16 protein-coding genes are annotated in these 18,218 nt (G+C 63.1%); 6 read left to right on the top strand and 10 right to left on the bottom strand.

Translation table 11 applies throughout. The features are described from left to right. The 6 genes from trbL to trbB form a co-directional block, all read right to left on the bottom strand. Positions 1 to 757, bottom strand: a 757-nt coding sequence (gene trbL, locus B8784_RS20155; RefSeq protein ID WP_084399885.1) for a P-type conjugative transfer protein TrbL, incomplete at its 3' end; no start/stop codon positions are given. A 5-nt stretch (positions 758 to 762) separates the two neighbouring features. Further along, positions 763 to 1,467 (bottom strand): P-type conjugative transfer protein TrbJ, encoded by a 705-nt coding sequence (trbJ, locus tag B8784_RS20150; RefSeq protein ID WP_084399884.1) that lies wholly within the window; start codon positions 1,465 to 1,467, stop codon positions 763 to 765. A gap of 11 nt (positions 1,468 to 1,478) precedes the next feature. Then, complete coding sequence (gene trbE / locus B8784_RS20145; RefSeq protein WP_084399883.1) at positions 1,479 to 3,938, bottom strand: conjugal transfer protein TrbE; 2,460 nt, start codon at positions 3,936 to 3,938, stop codon at positions 1,479 to 1,481. Next, a complete protein-coding gene (locus B8784_RS20140) occupies positions 3,932 to 4,183 on the bottom strand; it encodes a VirB3 family type IV secretion system protein (RefSeq protein ID WP_084399882.1) in 252 nt (83 codons plus the stop codon). The genes trbE and B8784_RS20140 overlap by 7 nt, the downstream gene beginning before the upstream one ends. After that, positions 4,183 to 4,518 carry a TrbC/VirB2 family protein gene (locus tag B8784_RS20135; RefSeq protein ID WP_084399881.1) on the bottom strand — a complete coding sequence of 112 codons (336 nt, stop codon included), beginning with the start codon at positions 4,516 to 4,518 and terminating at the stop codon, positions 4,183 to 4,185. The genes B8784_RS20140 and B8784_RS20135 overlap by 1 nt, the downstream gene beginning before the upstream one ends. Beyond that, on the bottom strand, positions 4,515 to 5,510 hold the full coding sequence (gene trbB / locus B8784_RS20130) for a P-type conjugative transfer ATPase TrbB (RefSeq protein WP_084399880.1): 996 nt from the start codon (positions 5,508 to 5,510) through the stop codon (positions 4,515 to 4,517). Before trbB ends, B8784_RS20135 begins: the two co-directional genes overlap by 4 nt. A gap of 204 nt (positions 5,511 to 5,714) precedes the next feature. Between trbB and B8784_RS20125 the strand changes: the two genes are divergently transcribed. After that, complete coding sequence (locus B8784_RS20125; protein WP_084399879.1) at positions 5,715 to 5,981, top strand: hypothetical protein; 267 nt, start codon at positions 5,715 to 5,717, stop codon at positions 5,979 to 5,981. A gap of 26 nt (positions 5,982 to 6,007) precedes the next feature. Next, positions 6,008 to 7,126 carry a hypothetical protein gene (locus B8784_RS20120; RefSeq protein ID WP_084399878.1) on the top strand — a complete coding sequence of 373 codons (1,119 nt, stop codon included), beginning with the start codon at positions 6,008 to 6,010 and terminating at the stop codon, positions 7,124 to 7,126. An 80-nt stretch (positions 7,127 to 7,206) separates the two neighbouring features. On the opposite strand, the gene B8784_RS20115 is transcribed toward B8784_RS20120, so the two are convergent. Together B8784_RS20115 and B8784_RS20110 are read right to left on the bottom strand one after the other, a co-directional pair. Then, positions 7,207 to 8,199 carry a hypothetical protein gene (locus tag B8784_RS20115; protein WP_143435656.1) on the bottom strand — a complete coding sequence of 331 codons (993 nt, stop codon included), beginning with the start codon at positions 8,197 to 8,199 and terminating at the stop codon, positions 7,207 to 7,209. Positions 8,200 to 8,308: 109 nt separating this feature from the next. Further along, positions 8,309 to 9,337, bottom strand: coding sequence for a nucleotidyltransferase family protein (locus tag B8784_RS20110; RefSeq protein WP_084399876.1), 1,029 nt, complete (start codon positions 9,335 to 9,337; stop codon positions 8,309 to 8,311). Positions 9,338 to 9,590: 253 nt separating this feature from the next. On the opposite strand from B8784_RS20110, the gene B8784_RS20105 reads away from it, so the two are divergent. From B8784_RS20105 to B8784_RS20085, 4 genes are all read left to right on the top strand, one after another. Further along, a complete protein-coding gene (locus B8784_RS20105; RefSeq protein WP_084399875.1) occupies positions 9,591 to 10,214 on the top strand; it encodes an ImuA family protein in 624 nt (207 codons plus the stop codon). Next, on the top strand, positions 10,171 to 11,658 hold the full coding sequence (locus B8784_RS20100; RefSeq protein ID WP_084399874.1) for a Y-family DNA polymerase: 1,488 nt from the start codon (positions 10,171 to 10,173) through the stop codon (positions 11,656 to 11,658). Before B8784_RS20105 ends, B8784_RS20100 begins: the two co-directional genes overlap by 44 nt. After that, entirely contained in the window at positions 11,655 to 15,011 is a 3,357-nt protein-coding gene (locus tag B8784_RS20095; RefSeq protein WP_084399873.1) for an error-prone DNA polymerase, read from the top strand. The genes B8784_RS20100 and B8784_RS20095 overlap by 4 nt, the downstream gene beginning before the upstream one ends. A gap of 523 nt (positions 15,012 to 15,534) precedes the next feature. Continuing rightward, complete coding sequence (locus B8784_RS20085; protein WP_084399871.1) at positions 15,535 to 16,134, top strand: hypothetical protein; 600 nt, start codon at positions 15,535 to 15,537, stop codon at positions 16,132 to 16,134. Between the two features lie 74 nt (positions 16,135 to 16,208). Here the strand turns inward: B8784_RS20085 and B8784_RS20080 are convergent, their stop codons facing one another. Then, positions 16,209 to 17,435: a hypothetical protein gene (locus B8784_RS20080; protein WP_143435655.1), complete on the bottom strand. Its 1,227-nt coding sequence runs from the start codon at positions 17,433 to 17,435 to the stop codon at positions 16,209 to 16,211. Between the two features lie 41 nt (positions 17,436 to 17,476). Next, positions 17,477 to 18,160 carry an SOS response-associated peptidase gene (locus B8784_RS20075; protein ID WP_084399869.1) on the bottom strand — a complete coding sequence of 228 codons (684 nt, stop codon included), beginning with the start codon at positions 18,158 to 18,160 and terminating at the stop codon, positions 17,477 to 17,479. Between the last annotated feature and the right edge of the window lie 58 nt (positions 18,161 to 18,218).

Raw genomic sequence — 18,218 nt, 5'->3', positions numbered from 1 at the left:
CGAAGATGCCGAGCCAGAAGAAGACGAAGGCGGCGAGCACGGTCCCCATCACCTGCGCCAGCGTCACGTCATCGCCGGTCGTGAACGCCTCGGTGATTGTCGCGAACATGGTCGAGCCGATGCCGATGACGATGGCGAGCACCATCAGCTTGACCCCGGAGGTGATGACATTGCCAAGCACGCGTTCGGCGAGGAAGGATGATTTGTTCCAGAGGGCGAAAGGCACGAGCACGAAACCCGCCAGCGTCGTCAGCTTGAATTCCAGTATGGTGACGAAGAGCTGTACGGCCAGCACGAAGAAGGCGATCAGGATCACCGCCCAGGCCAGGAACATGACCGCGATCATGATGAAATTGTGAAAGAACTTGATTGGCCCGACCATGTCGCCGATCTCCTTGAGCAGGGGTTTCGCCGCATCGAAACCGACGCCCGCGATGAACCCCGGCCGCATCAGATCCTCGGCGCTCATCGTCCCGCCGCCGGCGGTCAGGCCAAGGTCGGCGAAACTGTCGAAGACAAGGGTGGCGAGCAGGGAGAAATTGCCGATGATGAAGGCGAAGCCCCCGACATAGAGGACCTTCTTCAGGAGCCCGGCGATGACATCGCCATTCTGCGACAGCGCCCAGAACAGGCCCGCCAGCGTGATGTCGATGGCAATCAGCGTGGTCGTCAGATAGGCGACGTCGCCGGCGAGCAGGCCGAAGCCTGAATCGATATAGGCGATAAAGGTCGCGAGGAAGGTGTCGATCACGTCCATCGCGCTCAATCCTCCAGGAAGGCTTTGGTGCGCGCACGTCCGCGCTCGGCTTCGGCCAGCGCGCGGGCGCGTTCGAGCGCGTCCGCGCGGTAATGGGCCGCCATCATCGCTTCCATCTGGATCAGCTGTTCGGCCTGTATCGCCTCGATCTGGTTGCCGGCTTGCGCGGCCTGCAGGGCGCCGGCGGCCGTCTGGCTCCGCGAAACGAGCCCGGCAATCGCGTCGGCATCGGTCTCATTGTCTTCAAGCGCGGTTGCGACGGTGACGAGCGTGTCGCGATAGGCGCTGCGCGACTGGCGCCAGCGCGCGCGAGACTGTCCGACGAGGACCGCATTGGGCGGTGGCGTCTCGCCGAAGTCTTCCGGATAGGCCGTCTCATAGTCGCGCTCGATCTCGGCGACGCCATAGCCAATGCCTTCTGCCTCGGACATCAGCGCGTGAATCCGGTTAATCCGGTTGCGGATGATGGTTTCCGCGACATTGGCGGGCAGCGTCTCGAGATTGCGGGCCATGTTCTCCAGCATCTCGACCTCATGGGCGAGCTGCTGGACCTGCTGTTCGACCTGCTGCAGGGCGCGCACGGCCTGCAGGACATTCTGCGCATGATTGGTGGGGTCGTAGACCACGCCGCCGGAGAATTGTGCGTTGGCCGGAAGGGGAAACACTGCGGGCGCAGCGATCAGGGCGAGACTGGCGAGGAGGCGTTTCATGGGTCTGGCTCCTATTCGGCGGCGAGGGGCGTGGCTGGTGAGGCGGTCGCGACCGCCTGCGGTCCGGGCCAGCGGGCCAGCAGGTCGGCGGCCCAGGCGAGGCCCTTGGCGTGCAGGAATGTCTCGGCGAAGTCTTCGAGATCGGCTTCCGCCAGCGTCCGCTCGATCCGTTCCTGGTCGACCGGGCCGGAGGCGCCGCAAAGCGCGAGCGCGATGGGGCCGAGCCCGAGTTCGAACAGGCGGCAGCCGAGCGGCGACTGATAGTAATAGTCCCGTTTGGGCATTGCCTGCGCGATCAGCTCGATCTGGCGCCGGTTGAGCCCGAAGCGCTCATATGTCTCTTTCGATTGCGGTTCCCGGGCGCGCTCATTCGGCAGGAAGATGCGTGTCGGGCAACTCTCCACCAGCGCCGGCGCGATCGGGGAATTGGCGATGTCGGCCAGCGATTGGGTGGCGAAGACGACCGCGACATTCTTCTTGCGCAGCGTTTTCAGCCATTCCCGGATGCGGGCGGCGAACATCGCATCGTCGAGAAACAGCCAGGCTTCGTCGAGGATGAGGAGCGTCGGCCGTCCGTCGAACCGGGCCTCAAGCCGGTGGAAGAGATAGGTGATGATCGGCGCGGCGGCGGCAGGCGACTGCATCAGCGTTTCCATCTCGAAACAGACCGTGTCGGCGAGTGTCAGGCTCTCATGATCGGCGTCCAGCAGCCGGCCGTGCGGGCCTTCGAGCGTGAACGGATGCAGCGCCGATCGCAGCTGATCGTCCTGCAGAAGCAGCGTCAGGCCGGTGATGGTGCGCTCGGCCGCGGGTGCGGTTGAAAGCGCCTGAAGACCTTCCCAGAGCCGGGCCTTCAGATCCGGGGTGATCGCAACGCCCTCTCGCGTGCAAAGACCTGCCAGCCAGTCGGCGGCGAACGTCGCGCCTTCGGGCGTGTCGATCGTCTGCAAAGGCTGCAGGCTTGGTGCGGACGCGCCGCCGAGATCGACATGCGCCCCGCCCATGGCGAGCGTCGCCGCGCGCGCCGAGCGGCCCTTGTCGAAGACGAAGACCTGCGCGGTCTCATAGCGGCGCCATTGCAGGGCGAGCAGCGACAGGAGCACAGACTTGCCGGCGCCTGTGGGCCCGACCACCAGCGTGTGGCCGACATCGCCGACATGGAGGTTCAGCCGGAACGGTGTCGTGCCATCCGTCTGCGCCTGGATGAGGGCGGGACCGCCAAGATGCGCATTTTCCGCATTGCCTGCCCAGACCGCAGAGACCGGCGCCATATGGGCGAGGTTCAGCGTGTGCAGGATCGGCTGGCGAACATTGGCATAGACATGACCGGGCAGGCTGCCGAGCCAGGCGTCGACGGCGTTCAGCGTCTCGGCAATGGCGGTGAACCCGCGGCCATTGATGATGCGCTCAGCAACGCGGAGGTGTTCTTCGACACGCCGCGCATCCTCATCAGCGACGGTGATCGTGGTGGTGACATAGCCATAGGAGACAAGATCGCTGCCAAGCTCCTGCAGGGCGGCATCGGCATCGCCCGCCTTGTTGTCGGCGTCGCTGTCGAGCAGCGGCGCGGGCTCGTTGAACATGGTCTCGCGCAAGACCGCCCCGATGGATTTGCGCTTGGCAAACCAGTGCCGGCGTTTCTTGCCGAGAAGCTTTTCGGCCTCCGCCTTGTCCATGGCGATAAAGCGCGTGACCCAGCGATAGGGAAAGCCTTGCCGGTTCAGCTCGTCGAGCAGGCCGGGCAGCGTCGAGGCGGGGAAGCCCAGAAGCGTGACGGTGCGCAAATGCGCCTCCCCCAGGCGCGGCTCCAGCCCGCCTGAGAAAGGCTCGTCAGCCAGGATCGCATCGAGGAAGACCGGGAAGTCCGGAACGGCGACCGGGTGGCGCTTTGTCGACACGCAATCATGCAGATAGGTCAGCGTCTCGTCATCGTCGGGCGGGGCGATCTCGGCGAGCGAGGTGGCGAGGAGGTCGAAAACGCGTGCGCTGAACTGTTCGAACGTCTCCAGGCGCTGGCGCCAATTGGCCGCATCGCGGGTGTCGGCCCGCTCGATCAGCGCCTTCTCGGCGCGCCCCGTTGCGTCGGCCGGCGGCAGCCAGAGGAGTGTCAGATAATAGCGGCTTTCGAACCGCGCCCCGGCCTCATCCGCCTGCAGGGCGCGTTCGAGATCGACCAGCCATGAGGCGGCGTCGGGGAACACGCTTTCGGGATAATCATGCGCCTCATCGCGCGCCGCCTCGAAGAAGAGCGCCCAGCCGGACCCGAACCGGCGCAGCACATTGTTGATCCGCGCCATGACCGAGACGAGTTCGGCGTTCGTCGAGCTTTCGAGATCGGGCCCGCGATAGCGGAACGTTTTCTGGAACGAGCCGTCCTTGTTGAGGACGACGCCGGGCGCGACCAGCGCCGCCCAGGGCAGATAGTCGGCGAGCCGAGACGGCGAATGGGCGTATTCCCTGAGGTTCAGCATGAGAGATGCTCCCTGTGGCGGATCGAGCGGGCGGCGACCGCCATGAAGTCCGGATCGGCGCGCGCGATGAAGACGGCGGCGGAATGTCCCAGCACCCAGAGGAGAAGCCCCGGTATCCAGAGGCGCAGGCCCAGTGCGAGAGCGGCCGCCAGCGTGCCGATGGCGATGGCGGCCGCCCTCGGCGCGCCCGCCATCAGGATCGGTTCGGTCAGCGACCGGTGGAGAGGGATTTCGTAGCCCTCCATCAGATGAGCGCGCCGCCGCCGAAGGAGAAGAAGGTGAGGAAGAAGCTCGTCGCCGCGAAAGCGATGGAAAGCCCGAAGACGATCTGGATCAGCTTGCGGAAACCGCCGGAGGTCTCGCCGAAGGCCAGCGTCAGGCCCGTCATGGTGATGATGATCACCGCGATGATGCGGGCGACCGGCCCCTCGATGGAGGAGAGGATCTGGTCGAGGGGCGCCTCCCAGGGCATGCCGGACCCGGCCGCATGGGCGGGTCCGGTGAGCGCGAGGGCGAGGAGGGAACAGGCGGCGGCCTGACCCGCCAGACGGCGCATGCGGATGCTGTTGTCGGGTTTCATGCCGGGTCTCCGTGATTGACAATGGAAAAGGGCTTTTCGACGAGCGGGGCGGCGACATAGGCGCCAGCCTCGTGGCCAGAGAGGCGCAGCACGTCCTCGACGCGCCGCTTGCCACCGGAACGGCTCATGAAGATGATGACATCGATGGCGCCAGCGATGAGATCGAAAGGAGGGCGATGGATCGCCTCCAGGGCCAGCTGTTCAAGCCGCGCCAATGCATCGTAGGCAGAGTTTGCGTGCAGCGTGGTGACGCCGCCCGGATGGCCGGTATTCCAGGCCTTCAGGAGGTCGAGCGCTTCGGGCCCGCGCACCTCGCCGACCACGATCCGGTCTGGCCGCAGCCGCATGGTCGAGCGAACAAGCTCTGACAGCGAGGCACGCTCGCGATGGGTTCTGAGCTGGACAGTGTTGGCGGCCGCGCAGGCGAGCTCGCGCGTGTCTTCGAGGATGACGATGCGATCATCGGCGAGCGCCGGTTCGGCGAGCAGCGCATTCGCGAATGTTGTTTTGCCCGAGGACGTGCCTCCGGCGACGAGGATATTGGCGCGTGCCGCCAGCATGGCTCTTAACGCCGCGGCGGTCCCGGGCGCCAGCGCGCCCTGGTCCACATAATCGTCAAGCCTGAGGCGCGCGGCCGACGGCTTGCGGATCGAAAAACAGGGCGCGGGAGAGACAGGCGGGAGAAGCCCTTCGAACCGCTCGCCGCTGCCGGGGAGTTCTGCAGAGACGATCGACGAAGCGCGGCTGAGGGCCTCTCCCGCTGCCGAGGCGACGAGGCGGATGACGCGCTCACGATCGGCAGCGCAAAGGCTGTGTTCGGACCTGACGACGCCGCATCCGGCCTGTTCGATCCACACGCTGCCGTCCGGATTGGCCATCACCTCGATGGTCTTCGGATCCGTGAGCGCGTCACGCACGACCTCGCAGAGCGCGGTGCGCAGCATCGTGCTGCGGCGGTTTTGGGTTTCGCTGGTCTGTACTGTCTGGGACATTTGCGGCCGCTCCGGGAATGGATCTGTTGATCCGGAGCATCGCCCGGCGCCGCCCCGGGCGGGAGTTGGATGGCAGGCCATTTGGCGCAGAGCCCTGCATCGGGGCGCAAGCGTTTCAAGCCGCGATAAGTTGTGCCCCGCATTCGATGCCGGTATCGTCTCCACGACTATTGACGGGCATTGGGCGTTGATCGGGGGACAATCATGGCGGACATCAAGCGTGCGGTCGCGGGCCTTCTCCTGTGCTGTCTCACGCCGGCGCTCGCCGTCGCGCAATCGCAGGACGACTATGACACGCTCCGCGTACGGCTCGATCCGGCATTCGGCTTCATGGCGGGCCACTACAGCAATGATTACCGGCCGGCCAAGGCTGTTGTCGTCGATATCGCCAATTACGGCTTTCTGGCTCGCGCGCGGCCGTTTCACGAGGTTGTTGAGATGCTTGAGGGACATCTCGCCAATGATGGCTAGCCGCCGGGGCAGGACAGGAGAGACCCATGATCAGACACATTCTCGGAATGCTCGGTGCGGCCCTGATCATGTGTGCGCCCGCCACCGGCCAGGTGGCAAATGGCGGGCCGGACATGCCCGCAGGGTTTGACATTCGCAGCAATGCCGTGAGGGGCGGTGAGGTCGGTGAGCCTCTCTCACTTAAGATCACGCCTTACAATGCGGGCAGGGAGCTCTTCAGCAATGACCGCTTCACCGTCTATGAGCGGATCAATTTTCTCGACACCAGCCTCACCAGATATGGCGATGCGATCTGTACCGTCGACAAGCCCGGCACGAAATATCAGCGGTTCCATTCGCGCGTCGTGGTCGTCTTCAATGTCGCGCATGATGAACGCATCACCGAGGACATGCTATGGGACGAGGTGCGCCCCGTTCTGTCCGATGTGATCCATCCGGAGATCTGCCCCCGGGCGAACATGATCACAGCCCATGTCTACGCGAAGAACTGGGACCGCACGGCGGCCGGCCAGATCTACCGCCCGGAATTCGCGCCGATGCCGGTGGTCCAGCTTCCGCCGAAACAGAAGCTGACGGATTTCGAAACATCCTCGAACCTCGATAAGCGCAACAGTGTCGCTTATGACGTCATCCAGGAAATCGTCTCGGAGGGCATTCTGGTGGCGCATTTCCAGTATGAGGTCGATGATTACCACGGGTGCGAAAAGCCAGGGAGCATGGCCGGGTGCACGCGCGAGACCTTCGCGCCGCTCTATTGGGGCGCCCCCGACCAGATGGCGGTCTGGTCTCTCAATAACCGGATGCTCCGCGAACGCTCTTACGGCCTGTCCTCCTCGGAGCTCGAAGCCTACAAGACAAGCCTCGCGCGGATGCGCTCGGACTATGCGCAATATACCTCCTTCGACGGCTATGCGCGCGGCTTTGATGCGCGCATGAAAAGGAATGAAGCGGCTCGTGCTCATAATGCGGCTCGCCGCGAGGCGCTCGACGATTTCAACGAAATGCTGAAGGCAGGCTGGAAGGCCATCGAGGAGAAGGGGCTGAGCGCGATCATCTCGCCGCCTGGCCCGTCCGGCCCGTGCGATATACGCGTCTATGCCGGCTCGTGCATCGAGGATGTGATCTTCGTACCCGGCTATCCGTAACGGCCGGCGCTGCGGAGGCCCGCTGGGCGGTCGACCGGTTCACACGAAGATGCTGGCCGGACAGAGGTCAGCATATCCAGCTAGCTTTGGGCGATTTGCAGGAGCGCGCCAAGCCTGTCCTTCGCATTGAGATGGGCCTGCTCATCCTCCTTCCAGGACACCCAATGCGGGTCCACCGCTTCGGACAGGCCGCCGAGCGCCGCAACGCTGCCGGTGGGCCACTCGGAGAGGGGCAGCGCCTCCAGCAGCCAAGCGCCCTTGCAGGCCAGAGATATGTCTGACGACGAGAGCCCCCAGACCGCCAGGTCGTGCCGGTCGGCCGCACGTCTCACCGTATCGTGGGAATGCGAGAGGACGCTGCTCAACACCGCTCTTTCCCGCTCAGAATAGTCTTGGGTGCGTGCGATGGAGCGAGCGGGCAGGTCGCGGGGCAGGGACTGCCGGACCCAAGCCATGAAGCGCCGACCTTGTTCCTCATTCATCCCCACGAGCCAATGGGGTTCCCTCAGGCCGCGGACCGGGTCGAATTGCGCGTGCTCAAAATGCAGCTCGAATTCATCGGCCCCATGAAACCAGACCGCCAGATCGATGAGGTCGTCATGATCAGGCCTCACCTTGTCCCGCAGGCCATTCTCGATGGTACTGCGGTATGGCTCCGAGCAGACGATTGCCGATATCGTCTCGACTGCATCGTCCAGATGCGACAGGTGATCCGGGCCGCCGCCGTCGGGGACGCCGTCTCTGAAATTGCAGCTGATCCGGTAGAGATTATGAAGGTCGCTGACGTCCATCACCGTTTGGGAAAGGTAGTCTACAAAGAGCGGAAACGCCCGGAGCGCTTCCTCATAAGCGTCATCCTTCCCCCAGAAAATCAGAGCCGAGATCTCGGCATAGATATCTGCCAGATTGCGCGTGATGTCCGGGCCCGGATAGCCCTCAGCCAGGGTCTCGTAGAGCCTGCCTTTGTACAAGGTGTCGAGATAGAGTTCGATATTGTCTTCGATCGGATAGCCGACATGGCCCAAACTGTGGAGTGGCGTGGCTAACAGGTGGGGCGACAACTCCGAAGACATAAGGCATATTGGTCCAGCACAAGGGTCAATGAATATCCGCGGGAGACGAGCCCTGGATATAATAAGCAGATCCAGGCCGAAGAGAAAACCGGGCGTCTCGACAAGACCGTCAGATATGCCTCAACGCGTCGAGCCTTTGTCTGGAAGCCGGCGATCGCACGAGGCTTTGCTCGATATGCTCGCGCCAGCGCGGCCCTCGAGCCACGGCGTCTGCATAAGCTTCGGCGAGGTCGCCCGGGCGATCCTCGGCCAGAATCTCGATCAGAAGCTCAGCCTGGAGAAGATCCTTTCTCGCCTTGAGACTTTCAGGTCCGTCCCTGCGCCGGTTCGAAACGATGAGCTTGTGAATGGCGAAGCGTTCAGGGCGCGGGATTCTCACGAGTATGCCGTCACGATAAACGGCCGCCGCGTGCAAGGGCTCCGCAATCAGGAAGTTGAGGTGATGAAGGGATTGTGCACTTACGCCAAGCGCAGGCAGCTCCCGGATGCCTTCCTCGGCGTCGAAGGATGGCGTCAGGAATTCGACGAGGGTTTCCGAAGAGGACTGGCGCCAACGCCAGACGCGGCCCTTGTCGATGGAGGGAACAGGCGCGAAGTCAAACTCGTCCAGCACGTCATGAAGCGACGGATCGACCACGTCTCCGAGCGCCAGAGACAGCTTCTCGAAGCTTGCTATATCGATGTCATTGGTCATCACCGCCTGGTCGAGTGACAGGCGCAGGCCCAGTTCCCCTTCGTAAAGCCGGAAAGCCGTGGTGCCGACGAGGACGCCGCCCAGCCTGAAAGCACCGGTCCGTGCAAAGGCTGCCACCAGGCTGCCGGTCGCGCCGTCGAGCCCCAGGAAACGCTCGCTTCTCAGGAGCCTGACCAGCCGGGTGCGCTCGCGCCGGCGGTTTGCACGTTGTTCCTTCAGGGCCTCATATTGTTCGAGACGGGCCAGGAGTGCAGGGGTCTCTTCGCCGAGATATTTTTCATGAATATCCGAACCGAGCCGGTAGCGGTCATACCAATACGTCTTCCCGTTGATCCTGCGAGCCGTCGGTGCGCCGCGCAGATCCGTGACGGACTCGTCCAGGAGAAGTGAGACGAGATCATGATACGCGGCTTGGGCCGTTTGCGAGTGTCTGCGGAAGGTCATGGTTTCAGGGCCGCTCTCTTAAGCTTACCACACGATAATCATTTTGTGTGGTAAAGCTTTCCGGCCTGTTACCACACAAAAAATATTTTGTGTGGTAAACCTCGCGAGCGGCATTCAGCGTCCCGGCAATGGCGGGACGCCGCCTTGAAAGGATGTCCCCGGTCCCGGCTGGTTCGGGCATAGCCCGCCCCGTGCTGCAAGGGCCAGACATGCTGCCTTGACTCGTTATCCCCGAAAAGAACAAAATAGGAACATGAGTGCCAAACCCGACATCAGACGCCTGCAGGCTCTGACCGCCGCGACCCTTCATGGGCCCGCGGCGCATGGGGACGTCCGCCTGTCCGGACCGGTCCGGCTGGCACGCGGGCGCGTTCATGAAGTCATGGGCGATGGCGGTGAAGTCTTCGCGCTTGCTGCTGCTGCCCGCTATGACGGCCCCCTGATCTGGATCGGACAGGCGGGCGATGTCGCGAGCCTCGCGCCATCCGCCCTGCAGCGTTTCATCGATCCCGCCCGGATGATCCTCACCATCGGACAGGGGCGCAGCGAACTCCTCTGGGCGGCCGAACAGGCGCTCAGGGCGCGTTCTGGCCCTTGCGTTATTCTCGAACTGCATGACGGGCCGGGCCTGAAGGAAAGCCGCCGGCTCCAGATTGCGGCCGAAGAGAGCGGGGCGCTCGGTCTCGTCATCCTTCATGGCAAGGCCCGCACGTCTGCCGCCGAAACGCGCTGGCAATGCGAGGCCGCGGCCGGGACCGGGTGGGTCTGGAAGTGTCTGAAGGCCAAGCGCGGGGCGCCCGGCGCCTGGCAGGTCTCATGGATTGGGGGTGAGCATGCGCCGGACCTTGTCGCTATGGCTGCCGCAGCTTCCGCTTGACCGGCGCATCCGTCTTGGCGACGGGCGCGCCGCAGGCCCCTTCGCCATCGTTGCCGAGATCCGCAATGCCTGGCGGCTGACACATCTTTCGCAAGACGCGGTGAGGGCCGGGCTCTCGCCGGGCCTGTCGCTGCCCGACGCCCGGGCCATTTGTCCGGCGCTTCTCACCGAGCCGGCCGACCCGGCCCGCGAAGACGCGCTTCTGCGGGCGCTCTGGCGCTGGGCCGACCGGTTCTCGCCGCTCGTCTCCCTCGATCCACCGGACGGGCTCCTTCTGGACATTACCGGCTGCGCGCATCTCTTCGGCGGCGAAGCGGCCATGGGGGAGACGATCCGCGAGCGCGCTGGCGACCTGCAGATCACTGCGCGTATCGGCATCGCCGATACCAAGAGCGCGGCCGTTGCGCTCGCGCGGTTTTCATCCGTGTCCGTTGCAATCGCGGAGACAGGGCGAACAGCCGACGTCCTGGCAGGCCTGCCGCTCGCCGCGCTCGGTCTCGAGCCCGGCCTGCTCCATGACATCAGACGCACCGGCCTCAAGACCGTCGGCCAGCTCTATGGCGTGAAAACCGCGGAACTCGCCCGGCGCTTCGGCCTCGATCTGACATCGGCGCTCGAACGCAGTCTGGGGCGGACGCCCGATCCGGTCGTCCCGAAACGAGCGGGCCCGGTCTATGCTGCGCGGGCGACGCTGCCCGACCCCATCGGTCTTATGGATGACCTCGAAGCCGTGATCATGCGGCTCGCAGACTCCGTTTGCGGCCGGCTTGAAGCGGCGCAGTGCGGCGCGCGCCGTTACCGGCTGACCGTGCGGCCGGTCGATGCCCGCGATGAGATCATGACCATCGGCTTCGCCAAACCGACTGCCGCGCCCGATGCAGTGCTGCAGCAGTTCCGCACGCCCCTCGACAAGCTCAGCCTCGCCTTCGGCGCCGACTTTTTCCGGCTGGCCGCCGAAAGCGTCGAACCCCTGCACCCCCGCCAGGCCGGGTTCGACAGGCAGACCGAACGCGAAGACGACCGCGCCGCCCTCATCTCCACACTTGGCAATCGCCTCGGCTTCGACCGGGTGCGTCTCTTCGCGCCAGCCGACAGCCATCTTCCCGAATGCGAATTCACCACAATCGAGGCGGTGGACTGCCGCAAACCGCCTGTCTGGACGTCAGCGCCGCGGCTACGGCCGCTGCGGCTCTATCATCCGCCCGAACCGGTGCGCGTCGAGACGGCCGGCCGGCCGCCGCTGAAATTCGAATGGCGCCGGGCTTTCTATGAAATGGCCAGCGCCAGCGGCCCCGAGCGTCTTGCCGGCGAATGGTGGCGAGACGAGGCCGGGCCGCTGCGGGATTATTGGCGCGTCGAGACCAGGGCCGGCGCGCGCCTCTGGCTCATGACCTGGCCCGGACAGGGAGGGGACGCCTGGTATGTGGCGGGGCGGTTCCCATGAGCTATGCCGAGCTTTGCGTGACCAGCAATTTTACCTTTCTGACCGGCGCCTCGCACGCCGAGGAACTGGTCTCGCGCGCCAAGGCGCTTGGTCTTGGCGCCATCGCCATTACCGATGTGAACACCTTCGCCGGGATCGTGCGCGCTCATGCTGCGGCGAAGGAGCTGGAGCTGCGCTATATTGTCGGCGTGCGCCTGGTTCTCACTGATGCGCCCGACATCCTTGCCTATCCGAAAACCCGTACAGGCTATGCCAATCTCTGCCGGCTGCTGACGACCGGCAAACGCCGCACGAAGAAGGGCAAGTGCGAGATCGGACTCGGCGACGTCATCGAGTGGGGCGGCGACTGTGTGTTCATCATCATCGGCGGCAGCCGGGATGATGGTGTCGATCATGATCGTCTTCATGATGCCGCCGCCGTCAACGCTCACGACGACGACCATGACGCTCAGCATCAGCATGATGAGTGTCATGTCGCTGCGACGCTGAAGACGTGCTTTGGCGACGACGTTTTTATCGGCATGGCGCCGCGTTATGATGGTGATGACGAGGCCCGTTTCGCCGCGCGGGCAGCCTTGTCACACCGCACCGGCGTCCCGCCGGTCGCGCTTGGGGATGTGCTCATGCATGCCGGCCGCCGGCGCCGGCTTGCCGATATTCTCTCCTGCATCCGCGAGAAGACCACGATCGACAGGCTCGGCCGCCGCGCGCTGCCCAATGGCGAACGCCGCATAAAGTCCGAGTTTGAAATCCGGCGGCTTTTCCATCGCTACCCTGACGCCGTGCAGAATACCGGCGCCATTGCCATGCGCTGCGCATTTTCGCTCGACGAGTTGCGCTATGAATATCCCGAAGAGATTACCGACGGCATGGCGCCCAATGAGCGCCTGCGCCTTCTCGCCGAAGAAGGCCTCCAGCGTCGCTATCCCGAAGGCGAAACGCCCGCGATCCGCGCGCTGGTCGAGAAGGAACTCGCCCTTATCGCGGAGCTGGACTATGCCTGCTATTTCCTGACCGTTCACGACATCGTCGCCTTTGCGCGCTCGAAGAATATTCTCTGTCAGGGCAGGGGATCGGCGGCCAATTCGGTCGTTTGCTACGCGCTAGGTGTCACCGAAGCCTCCCCGGAAACCATCACCATGGTGTTCGAACGCTTCATCTCCGCAGCCCGCAATGAGCCGCCCGACATCGATGTCGATTTCGAGCATGAGCGGCGCGAGGAAGTCATCCAGCACATCTATGAAAAATACGGACGCCACCGCGCCGGCATCTGTTCGACCGTCATCCATTTCCGCTCCCGTGCGGCCATTCGCGAAGTCGGCAAGGCCATGGGGCTCTCCGAAGACGCTGTCGCCGCGCTCGCGAGCCAGGTCTGGGGCACGAACAGCGAAGGCATCGCGCATGAACGGGCCAGGGCCGCCGGACTCGATCTCTCCGACAAGCGGCTTCAGCAGACGCTCGCCCTGACCCAGGAGATTATCGGCTTTCCCCGGCACCTCTCCCAGCATGTCGGCGGTTTCGTGATCACCCGTGGCCGGCTCGATGAGCTTTGCCCCGTCGAGAACGCCGCCATGGAAGACCGCACCATCATCGAATGGGACAAGGACGATATCGACGTCATCGGCATGCTGAAGATGGACGTGCTGGCGCTTGGCATGCTGACCTGCATCCGCAAGGGGTTCGACCTGTTGCGGACCTGGAAAGCCGCGCCCTACACGCTCGCGACGCTGCCCAGGGAAGACCCGGCCGTTTACGACATGCTGTGCGTCGCCGACACGCTCGGCGTCTTCCAGGTCGAAAGCCGGGCCCAGATGAACTTTCTCCCGCGCATGCGGCCCAGATGCTTCTACGATCTCGTTATCGAGGTTGCGATCATCCGGCCGGGCCCCATCCAGGGCGATATGGTCCATCCCTATATCAAGCGCCGCCGCAAGGAAGAGCCGGTCGTCTATCCCTCCAAGGACCTTGAACCGGTGCTCGCCAAGACGCTCGGCGTGCCGCTCTTCCAGGAACAGGCCATGCAGATCGCCATTGTCGCGGCCGGCTTCACCGCGGCCGAGGCCGACCAGCTCCGGCGCGCCCTTGGGAGTTTCCGAGGGCCGGGCTCGGTCGAGAGCTTTCATGAGCGCTTCGTCGCCGGCTGTCTGGAGAATGGCTATGATCAGGCTTTCGCTGAAGCCTGTTTCCGCCAGCTCGAAGGCTTCTCCGGCTACGGATTTCCGGAGAGCCATGCGGCAAGCTTTGCGCTGCTCGTCTACGCGTCCTCCTGGATCAAGCGCCATCATCCGGAGGTCTTCTGCTGCGCGCTTCTGAACTCCCAGCCCATGGGCTTCTATGCGCCCGCCCAGATCATCCGCGATGCGCGGGCCCACAGGGTCATTGTCCTGCCGGTCTGCGTCGAGGCGAGCTTCTGGGACAATGTGCTGGAGCCCGCAGGCGACGGCTCGCTCGCCGTGCGCCTCGGCTTCCGACAGATCAAGGGCATCAGCGAGGAAGACGGCCACTGGATCGCCGCCGCCCGCGGCAATGGCTATCGCTCCATCGATACGGTGTGGCGGCGCGCCGGGCTCAGCCGGTCGGTGCTCACAAAACTCGCCGGGGCCGATGCCTTCGCCGCCTACGGGCTGGACCGCCGTCAGGCGCTCTGGGAGGTCCAGGGGCTTGGTGGCGAGAAACCGCTTCCGCTCTTCGAACGGGAAGGCGAGGGGCTACCGATGATTACCTCAAATCTGCCGGCCATGTCCGACAGGGAAGAGGTCTTCGAGGATTATGTCGCCACACGTCTCACGCTCCGCGATCACCCGGTGACACTGCTACGCCCCGACATCAGCCGGTTCGCGAGTGCATCCTCGCTGCGCAATGCGCCGGACCGGCAATGGATGACGGTAGCAGGGCTCGTCATCATCCGGCAGAGGCCCGGCACGGCGAGCGGTGTCATCTTCCTCACGCTTGAAGACGATACCGGTGTCTCCAATATCGTGGTCTGGCCCAAGACGTTCGAGACACACCGGAAATCCGTCATGACCGGCAGGCTTCTCAAGATCACCGGGAGGCTGCAGCGCGAGGGCATCGTGACCCATATCATTGCCGCGCGCATCGAGGACCGGTCATACCTGCTCGACACACTTGGCGAGGGGGCAGGGGGATGCATCGATCCATCTTATGACAATGCCGACGATGTGAAACGCCCCGCGCCGGCGGGCGAATACGGGCCCAGGCGCCCCGAGCGCAAACCGCTCTCCGAGGAGATTACCGCCGAACTCCAGCGCGCCCGTCAGGTGCGCTACGGCGCTGGCGCACGCCATCCCCGGGAACAGGCGAACAAGCTTTTCTATAGCCGGGATTTTCGCTAAAGCCGTGGATCGGCGAGGGGGCGATGCCTTCCCTTGCCTCGAATGTCTGGCGTCTTTCTCCATCCGAACGCTCATCCGCCAGGCCAAAGACACGCACAAGCGTGCGCAACCGGGAGTTTCTAATCCTGTGTCGCGAAGTCGGATGGAAAGTTGCTCTGGACAACCCGAATCCTTGGTAACAAGCTTGCACGAAGCAAGCATTGGGGACAGGGATGCGGGTTCAAGACATAGATGGCATAGATACGACGGTAGCGCAGGAGCTGGAGAAGCTGCTTCGCCAAAGCCGGCGTGTGGCCCGGGCCCAGAAACGCATCGCCCCGCGCTACGCGCGAAAAGCCACTCAACGCAGCCGGCAAATTCAGAATGTCATATTCGAAAAAATCCAGAATATCGCCGCTCAGCTTGGCGCAGTTCCCTGCTTCGAAGCTACGCCAAAGTCTACATACAGACCGCATCAACTCGGCGACGGCACCGTCGTTATGCGCTGTGGGCATAGCCCGTTTCACACCCTGAAAACACGGTGATGAAAATGCTCCTGTGGGCCGTGGTCACGTTCTCAGCCGTCGTCCTGGCGCTGATCTCATACTTGTTCGTACCCCTATGGTGCCACTTGATCGTCTGCCTGGCGATGCTGATCCCTATCGTCGCCGCAAAACGCCTGATGGCGACAAAGCCGTCTCTTTCAAATCACCTCCTTCAGAGCTGGTACCTAGGTTACATTTTGCTGACGTCGTTGGTTGGGCATCTGTCGATCCTCGCGTCAATCGCCGTGTCCGGCATGTTCTCCGACAGAGACGACGCGAAATTTCTCACGGACTATCTCGGCGGCGGTGTCACCGCTTTGTTTGCGTCGGTGTTCTTCGAGCCCTTTGAAAAACAAAAAGGCGGCTTCTGGCCGGAGCCAATGTTCAGGCAATGGTTTGAGACCGCTAATAGAGACCTCAAACTCAAGGGCAATGCGGACGAAAAGCGTGCATTCGACGCCGTCAATCAGGAGCGTGTCTACGATAACGAGACCGGAGAGACGCTTGCCGATGGATGGAATTATGCGGCCAGAGCCACACGGGCGGACATTGTCGAGAAGTTTCGCGCAAAGCAGCCCCAGGAGGCCAAAGGTCAATAAATGCCTCTCTGGCGGCGACCGCCAATGAACATTCTTTCAGGCGCCCACCTGTTCTCCCGGCTGCAAGGCGGCGGTCACGGGAACCCGTAATCCCCCTGGCCGGGATTATATCCGGCCCATTCCTCATCCGGGAAAGACGGAGAGCCAGAACCGTGACCAAGCGCGGTCCATAAGTCATCGAGGAGGTCTCTCAATTGTCGCCCGATCGACGTATCGCTGATTGCCACAACCCGAGACTGAAGGGCGATTGTCGGCTGTCGCACCCTCAAAACCGGTCCCCGTTGAGCGAGCACGTCAACCTCCGCCATTCCCTCAAAGGCTACGTGGACCAGAAATGGCCCGGACAGCTCCAGTTCGATAGCGAGGTCTATCAACTGTTCGGTCATCCGGACGGCTAAAGCTTCGATCTGGCATCCGCTGATCAGAATTGTGGGGTCGTCGTCGATGCGAGCGCCCAGATTCGCCGAAAACTCCAGAAGTCCGGGACGCACCAACGCCAGCGCCCAATGCGCTTCATCATTGGGTTTCTCGGGGACAGAATGACGCTTCCCATGGACGCCCCACATTCGCCCATCGGAAACGCAAGGAGAGGCCGCCTCTGATTTAAACTTGAAAGCCTCCAATATCGGCGGAACAGCTCTGGCTTTCAGGTTGGCCTCGGGCGCGGAAAACGGAACGACACGCAGCACCATTCGCGGCGTCGAAACGATGCATGGCGCGCCAAACGCGCCAGCCTCATTCCATCGTCTCGAAAGAAGCTCCTCAGCCGCTAGGCGCGCATCCTCGGCCGCCGTCGTTCCTCCAAAGCGCACCATTGGAGCAATGGCGTCGGCAAGGCGCTCCGCAAGCTGCGTCCGACGCTCTCGCCGCTCACCGTCGGAAATCTTATCATCAGCTTCGTAAGAAAGTGGAAATCGCATGTGCCGTAGATCGAACGGCAATCCATCCCGTGGTCCGAACGACGTGTTCATAACGAGCAAAATCCGCTCGGTCCCTTTTGCCTTCAGAGCGTATCCATATTCGCCCATCACGTTCGGGTTCGGAACCTGTTTCCCGTCTTCAGTGCTCGCCACAAAGGTCATATCGCCCAGAAAAATGTCGCAATCGGCGATCTTTTTGAGGATCGTGGCGCTAATCGGCGGCGTTCCCGGCACATCTTTCGTATCGGAGTCGATTTCAAGCTGAATTCCTTGTTCCAGAAGGATGGTGGCGGCCTCTTCAAGCGCCCTTTGAATGAAATCGCGGCCGACTTTGGACGCCCTGTCGCTTTGCCAGGAATAGAATATGGATGCTCTCAACAACCTCTTCGCCCTCTGATTGCGCATTGAAGACAAGCAAGAAACTAGAAAATCGGATCGCCTTCTGGATCGACGAGATCCGGTTCGTTGTTTTTGACGGAGCCGACATCCTTCGACACAGGATAGGCCGTGAGCCAATCGTCAGGGCATGGCTTCAGCAGAGCCCGGTGCGCATCGCCCCACGGCTCAGAGCCAAGCCACAAATCGAGGTCGGCGGGATCGAGTATCACCGGCATCCGGTCATGCACCGCGCCCATGACGGTGTTCGCGGGACAGGTGATAATCGCAAAGCTGCGCGGCTGGTCGGCATCAACCTTGTCGTTGAACGCCCACAGGCCCGCCATCAATAGCGGCTCGCCATCCCGGCGTTTGATCGCATAAGCCTGTTTGGTCTTTCCGGGGCCCCGCCGCCATTCGAAAAAGCCGCTGACGGGCACGACGCAGCGCATCTTGTTGAGCGAGCCTTTCCAGGTCGCTTTCTCTTCGACCGTTTCGGCCTTCGCATTGATCGTCGAAAATTTCGGTCGTTCTTTCATCCAGATGGGAACAAAGCCCCACTTCATTTCCTCGACGCGGCGTTCCCCGTCATGCTCCGAACAGATCAGCACCGTGTGGGTCGGCGCAGTATTCCAGTTCGGACGGAAATTCGTGTCCGGCGGCGCGCCCGTGAGGCCGAGCGAGTCGCGATAATCCTCCCAGGAAAGGGCGTTCCAGAAGCGTCCGCACATTCTCACAGGCTACAGGCCGTCCTGTTCCATTGGCAAGCGACGCCGGTCTCCAGCGAAC

Source organism: Henriciella aquimarina (assembly GCF_002088975.1).
Classification (GTDB): domain Bacteria; phylum Pseudomonadota; class Alphaproteobacteria; order Caulobacterales; family Hyphomonadaceae; genus Henriciella; species Henriciella aquimarina.
This window is presented reverse-complemented; position numbering and strand designations above follow the sequence as displayed.

Excerpts from the sequence above, each read along its gene's own strand:
- trbJ (WP_084399884.1), bottom strand. The coding sequence starts at position 1,467 with ATGAAACGCCTCCTCGCCAGTCTCGCCCTGATCGCTGCGCCCGCAGTG.
- trbE (WP_084399883.1), bottom strand. The coding sequence starts at position 3,938 with ATGCTGAACCTCAGGGAATACGCCCATTCGCCGTCTCGGCTCGCCGAC.
- B8784_RS20140 (WP_084399882.1), bottom strand. The coding sequence starts at position 4,183 with ATGGAGGGCTACGAAATCCCTCTCCACCGGTCGCTGACCGAACCGATC.
- B8784_RS20135 (WP_084399881.1), bottom strand. The coding sequence starts at position 4,518 with ATGAAACCCGACAACAGCATCCGCATGCGCCGTCTGGCGGGTCAGGCC.
- trbB (WP_084399880.1), bottom strand. The coding sequence starts at position 5,510 with ATGTCCCAGACAGTACAGACCAGCGAAACCCAAAACCGCCGCAGCACG.
- B8784_RS20125 (WP_084399879.1), top strand. The coding sequence starts at position 5,715 with ATGGCGGACATCAAGCGTGCGGTCGCGGGCCTTCTCCTGTGCTGTCTC.
- B8784_RS20120 (WP_084399878.1), top strand. The coding sequence starts at position 6,008 with ATGATCAGACACATTCTCGGAATGCTCGGTGCGGCCCTGATCATGTGT.
- B8784_RS20115 (WP_143435656.1), bottom strand. The coding sequence starts at position 8,199 with ATGTCTTCGGAGTTGTCGCCCCACCTGTTAGCCACGCCACTCCACAGT.
- B8784_RS20110 (WP_084399876.1), bottom strand. The coding sequence starts at position 9,337 with ATGACCTTCCGCAGACACTCGCAAACGGCCCAAGCCGCGTATCATGAT.
- B8784_RS20105 (WP_084399875.1), top strand. The coding sequence starts at position 9,591 with ATGAGTGCCAAACCCGACATCAGACGCCTGCAGGCTCTGACCGCCGCG.
- B8784_RS20100 (WP_084399874.1), top strand. The coding sequence starts at position 10,171 with ATGCGCCGGACCTTGTCGCTATGGCTGCCGCAGCTTCCGCTTGACCGG.
- B8784_RS20095 (WP_084399873.1), top strand. The coding sequence starts at position 11,655 with ATGAGCTATGCCGAGCTTTGCGTGACCAGCAATTTTACCTTTCTGACC.
- B8784_RS20085 (WP_084399871.1), top strand. The coding sequence starts at position 15,535 with ATGAAAATGCTCCTGTGGGCCGTGGTCACGTTCTCAGCCGTCGTCCTG.
- B8784_RS20075 (WP_084399869.1), bottom strand. The coding sequence starts at position 18,160 with ATGTGCGGACGCTTCTGGAACGCCCTTTCCTGGGAGGATTATCGCGAC.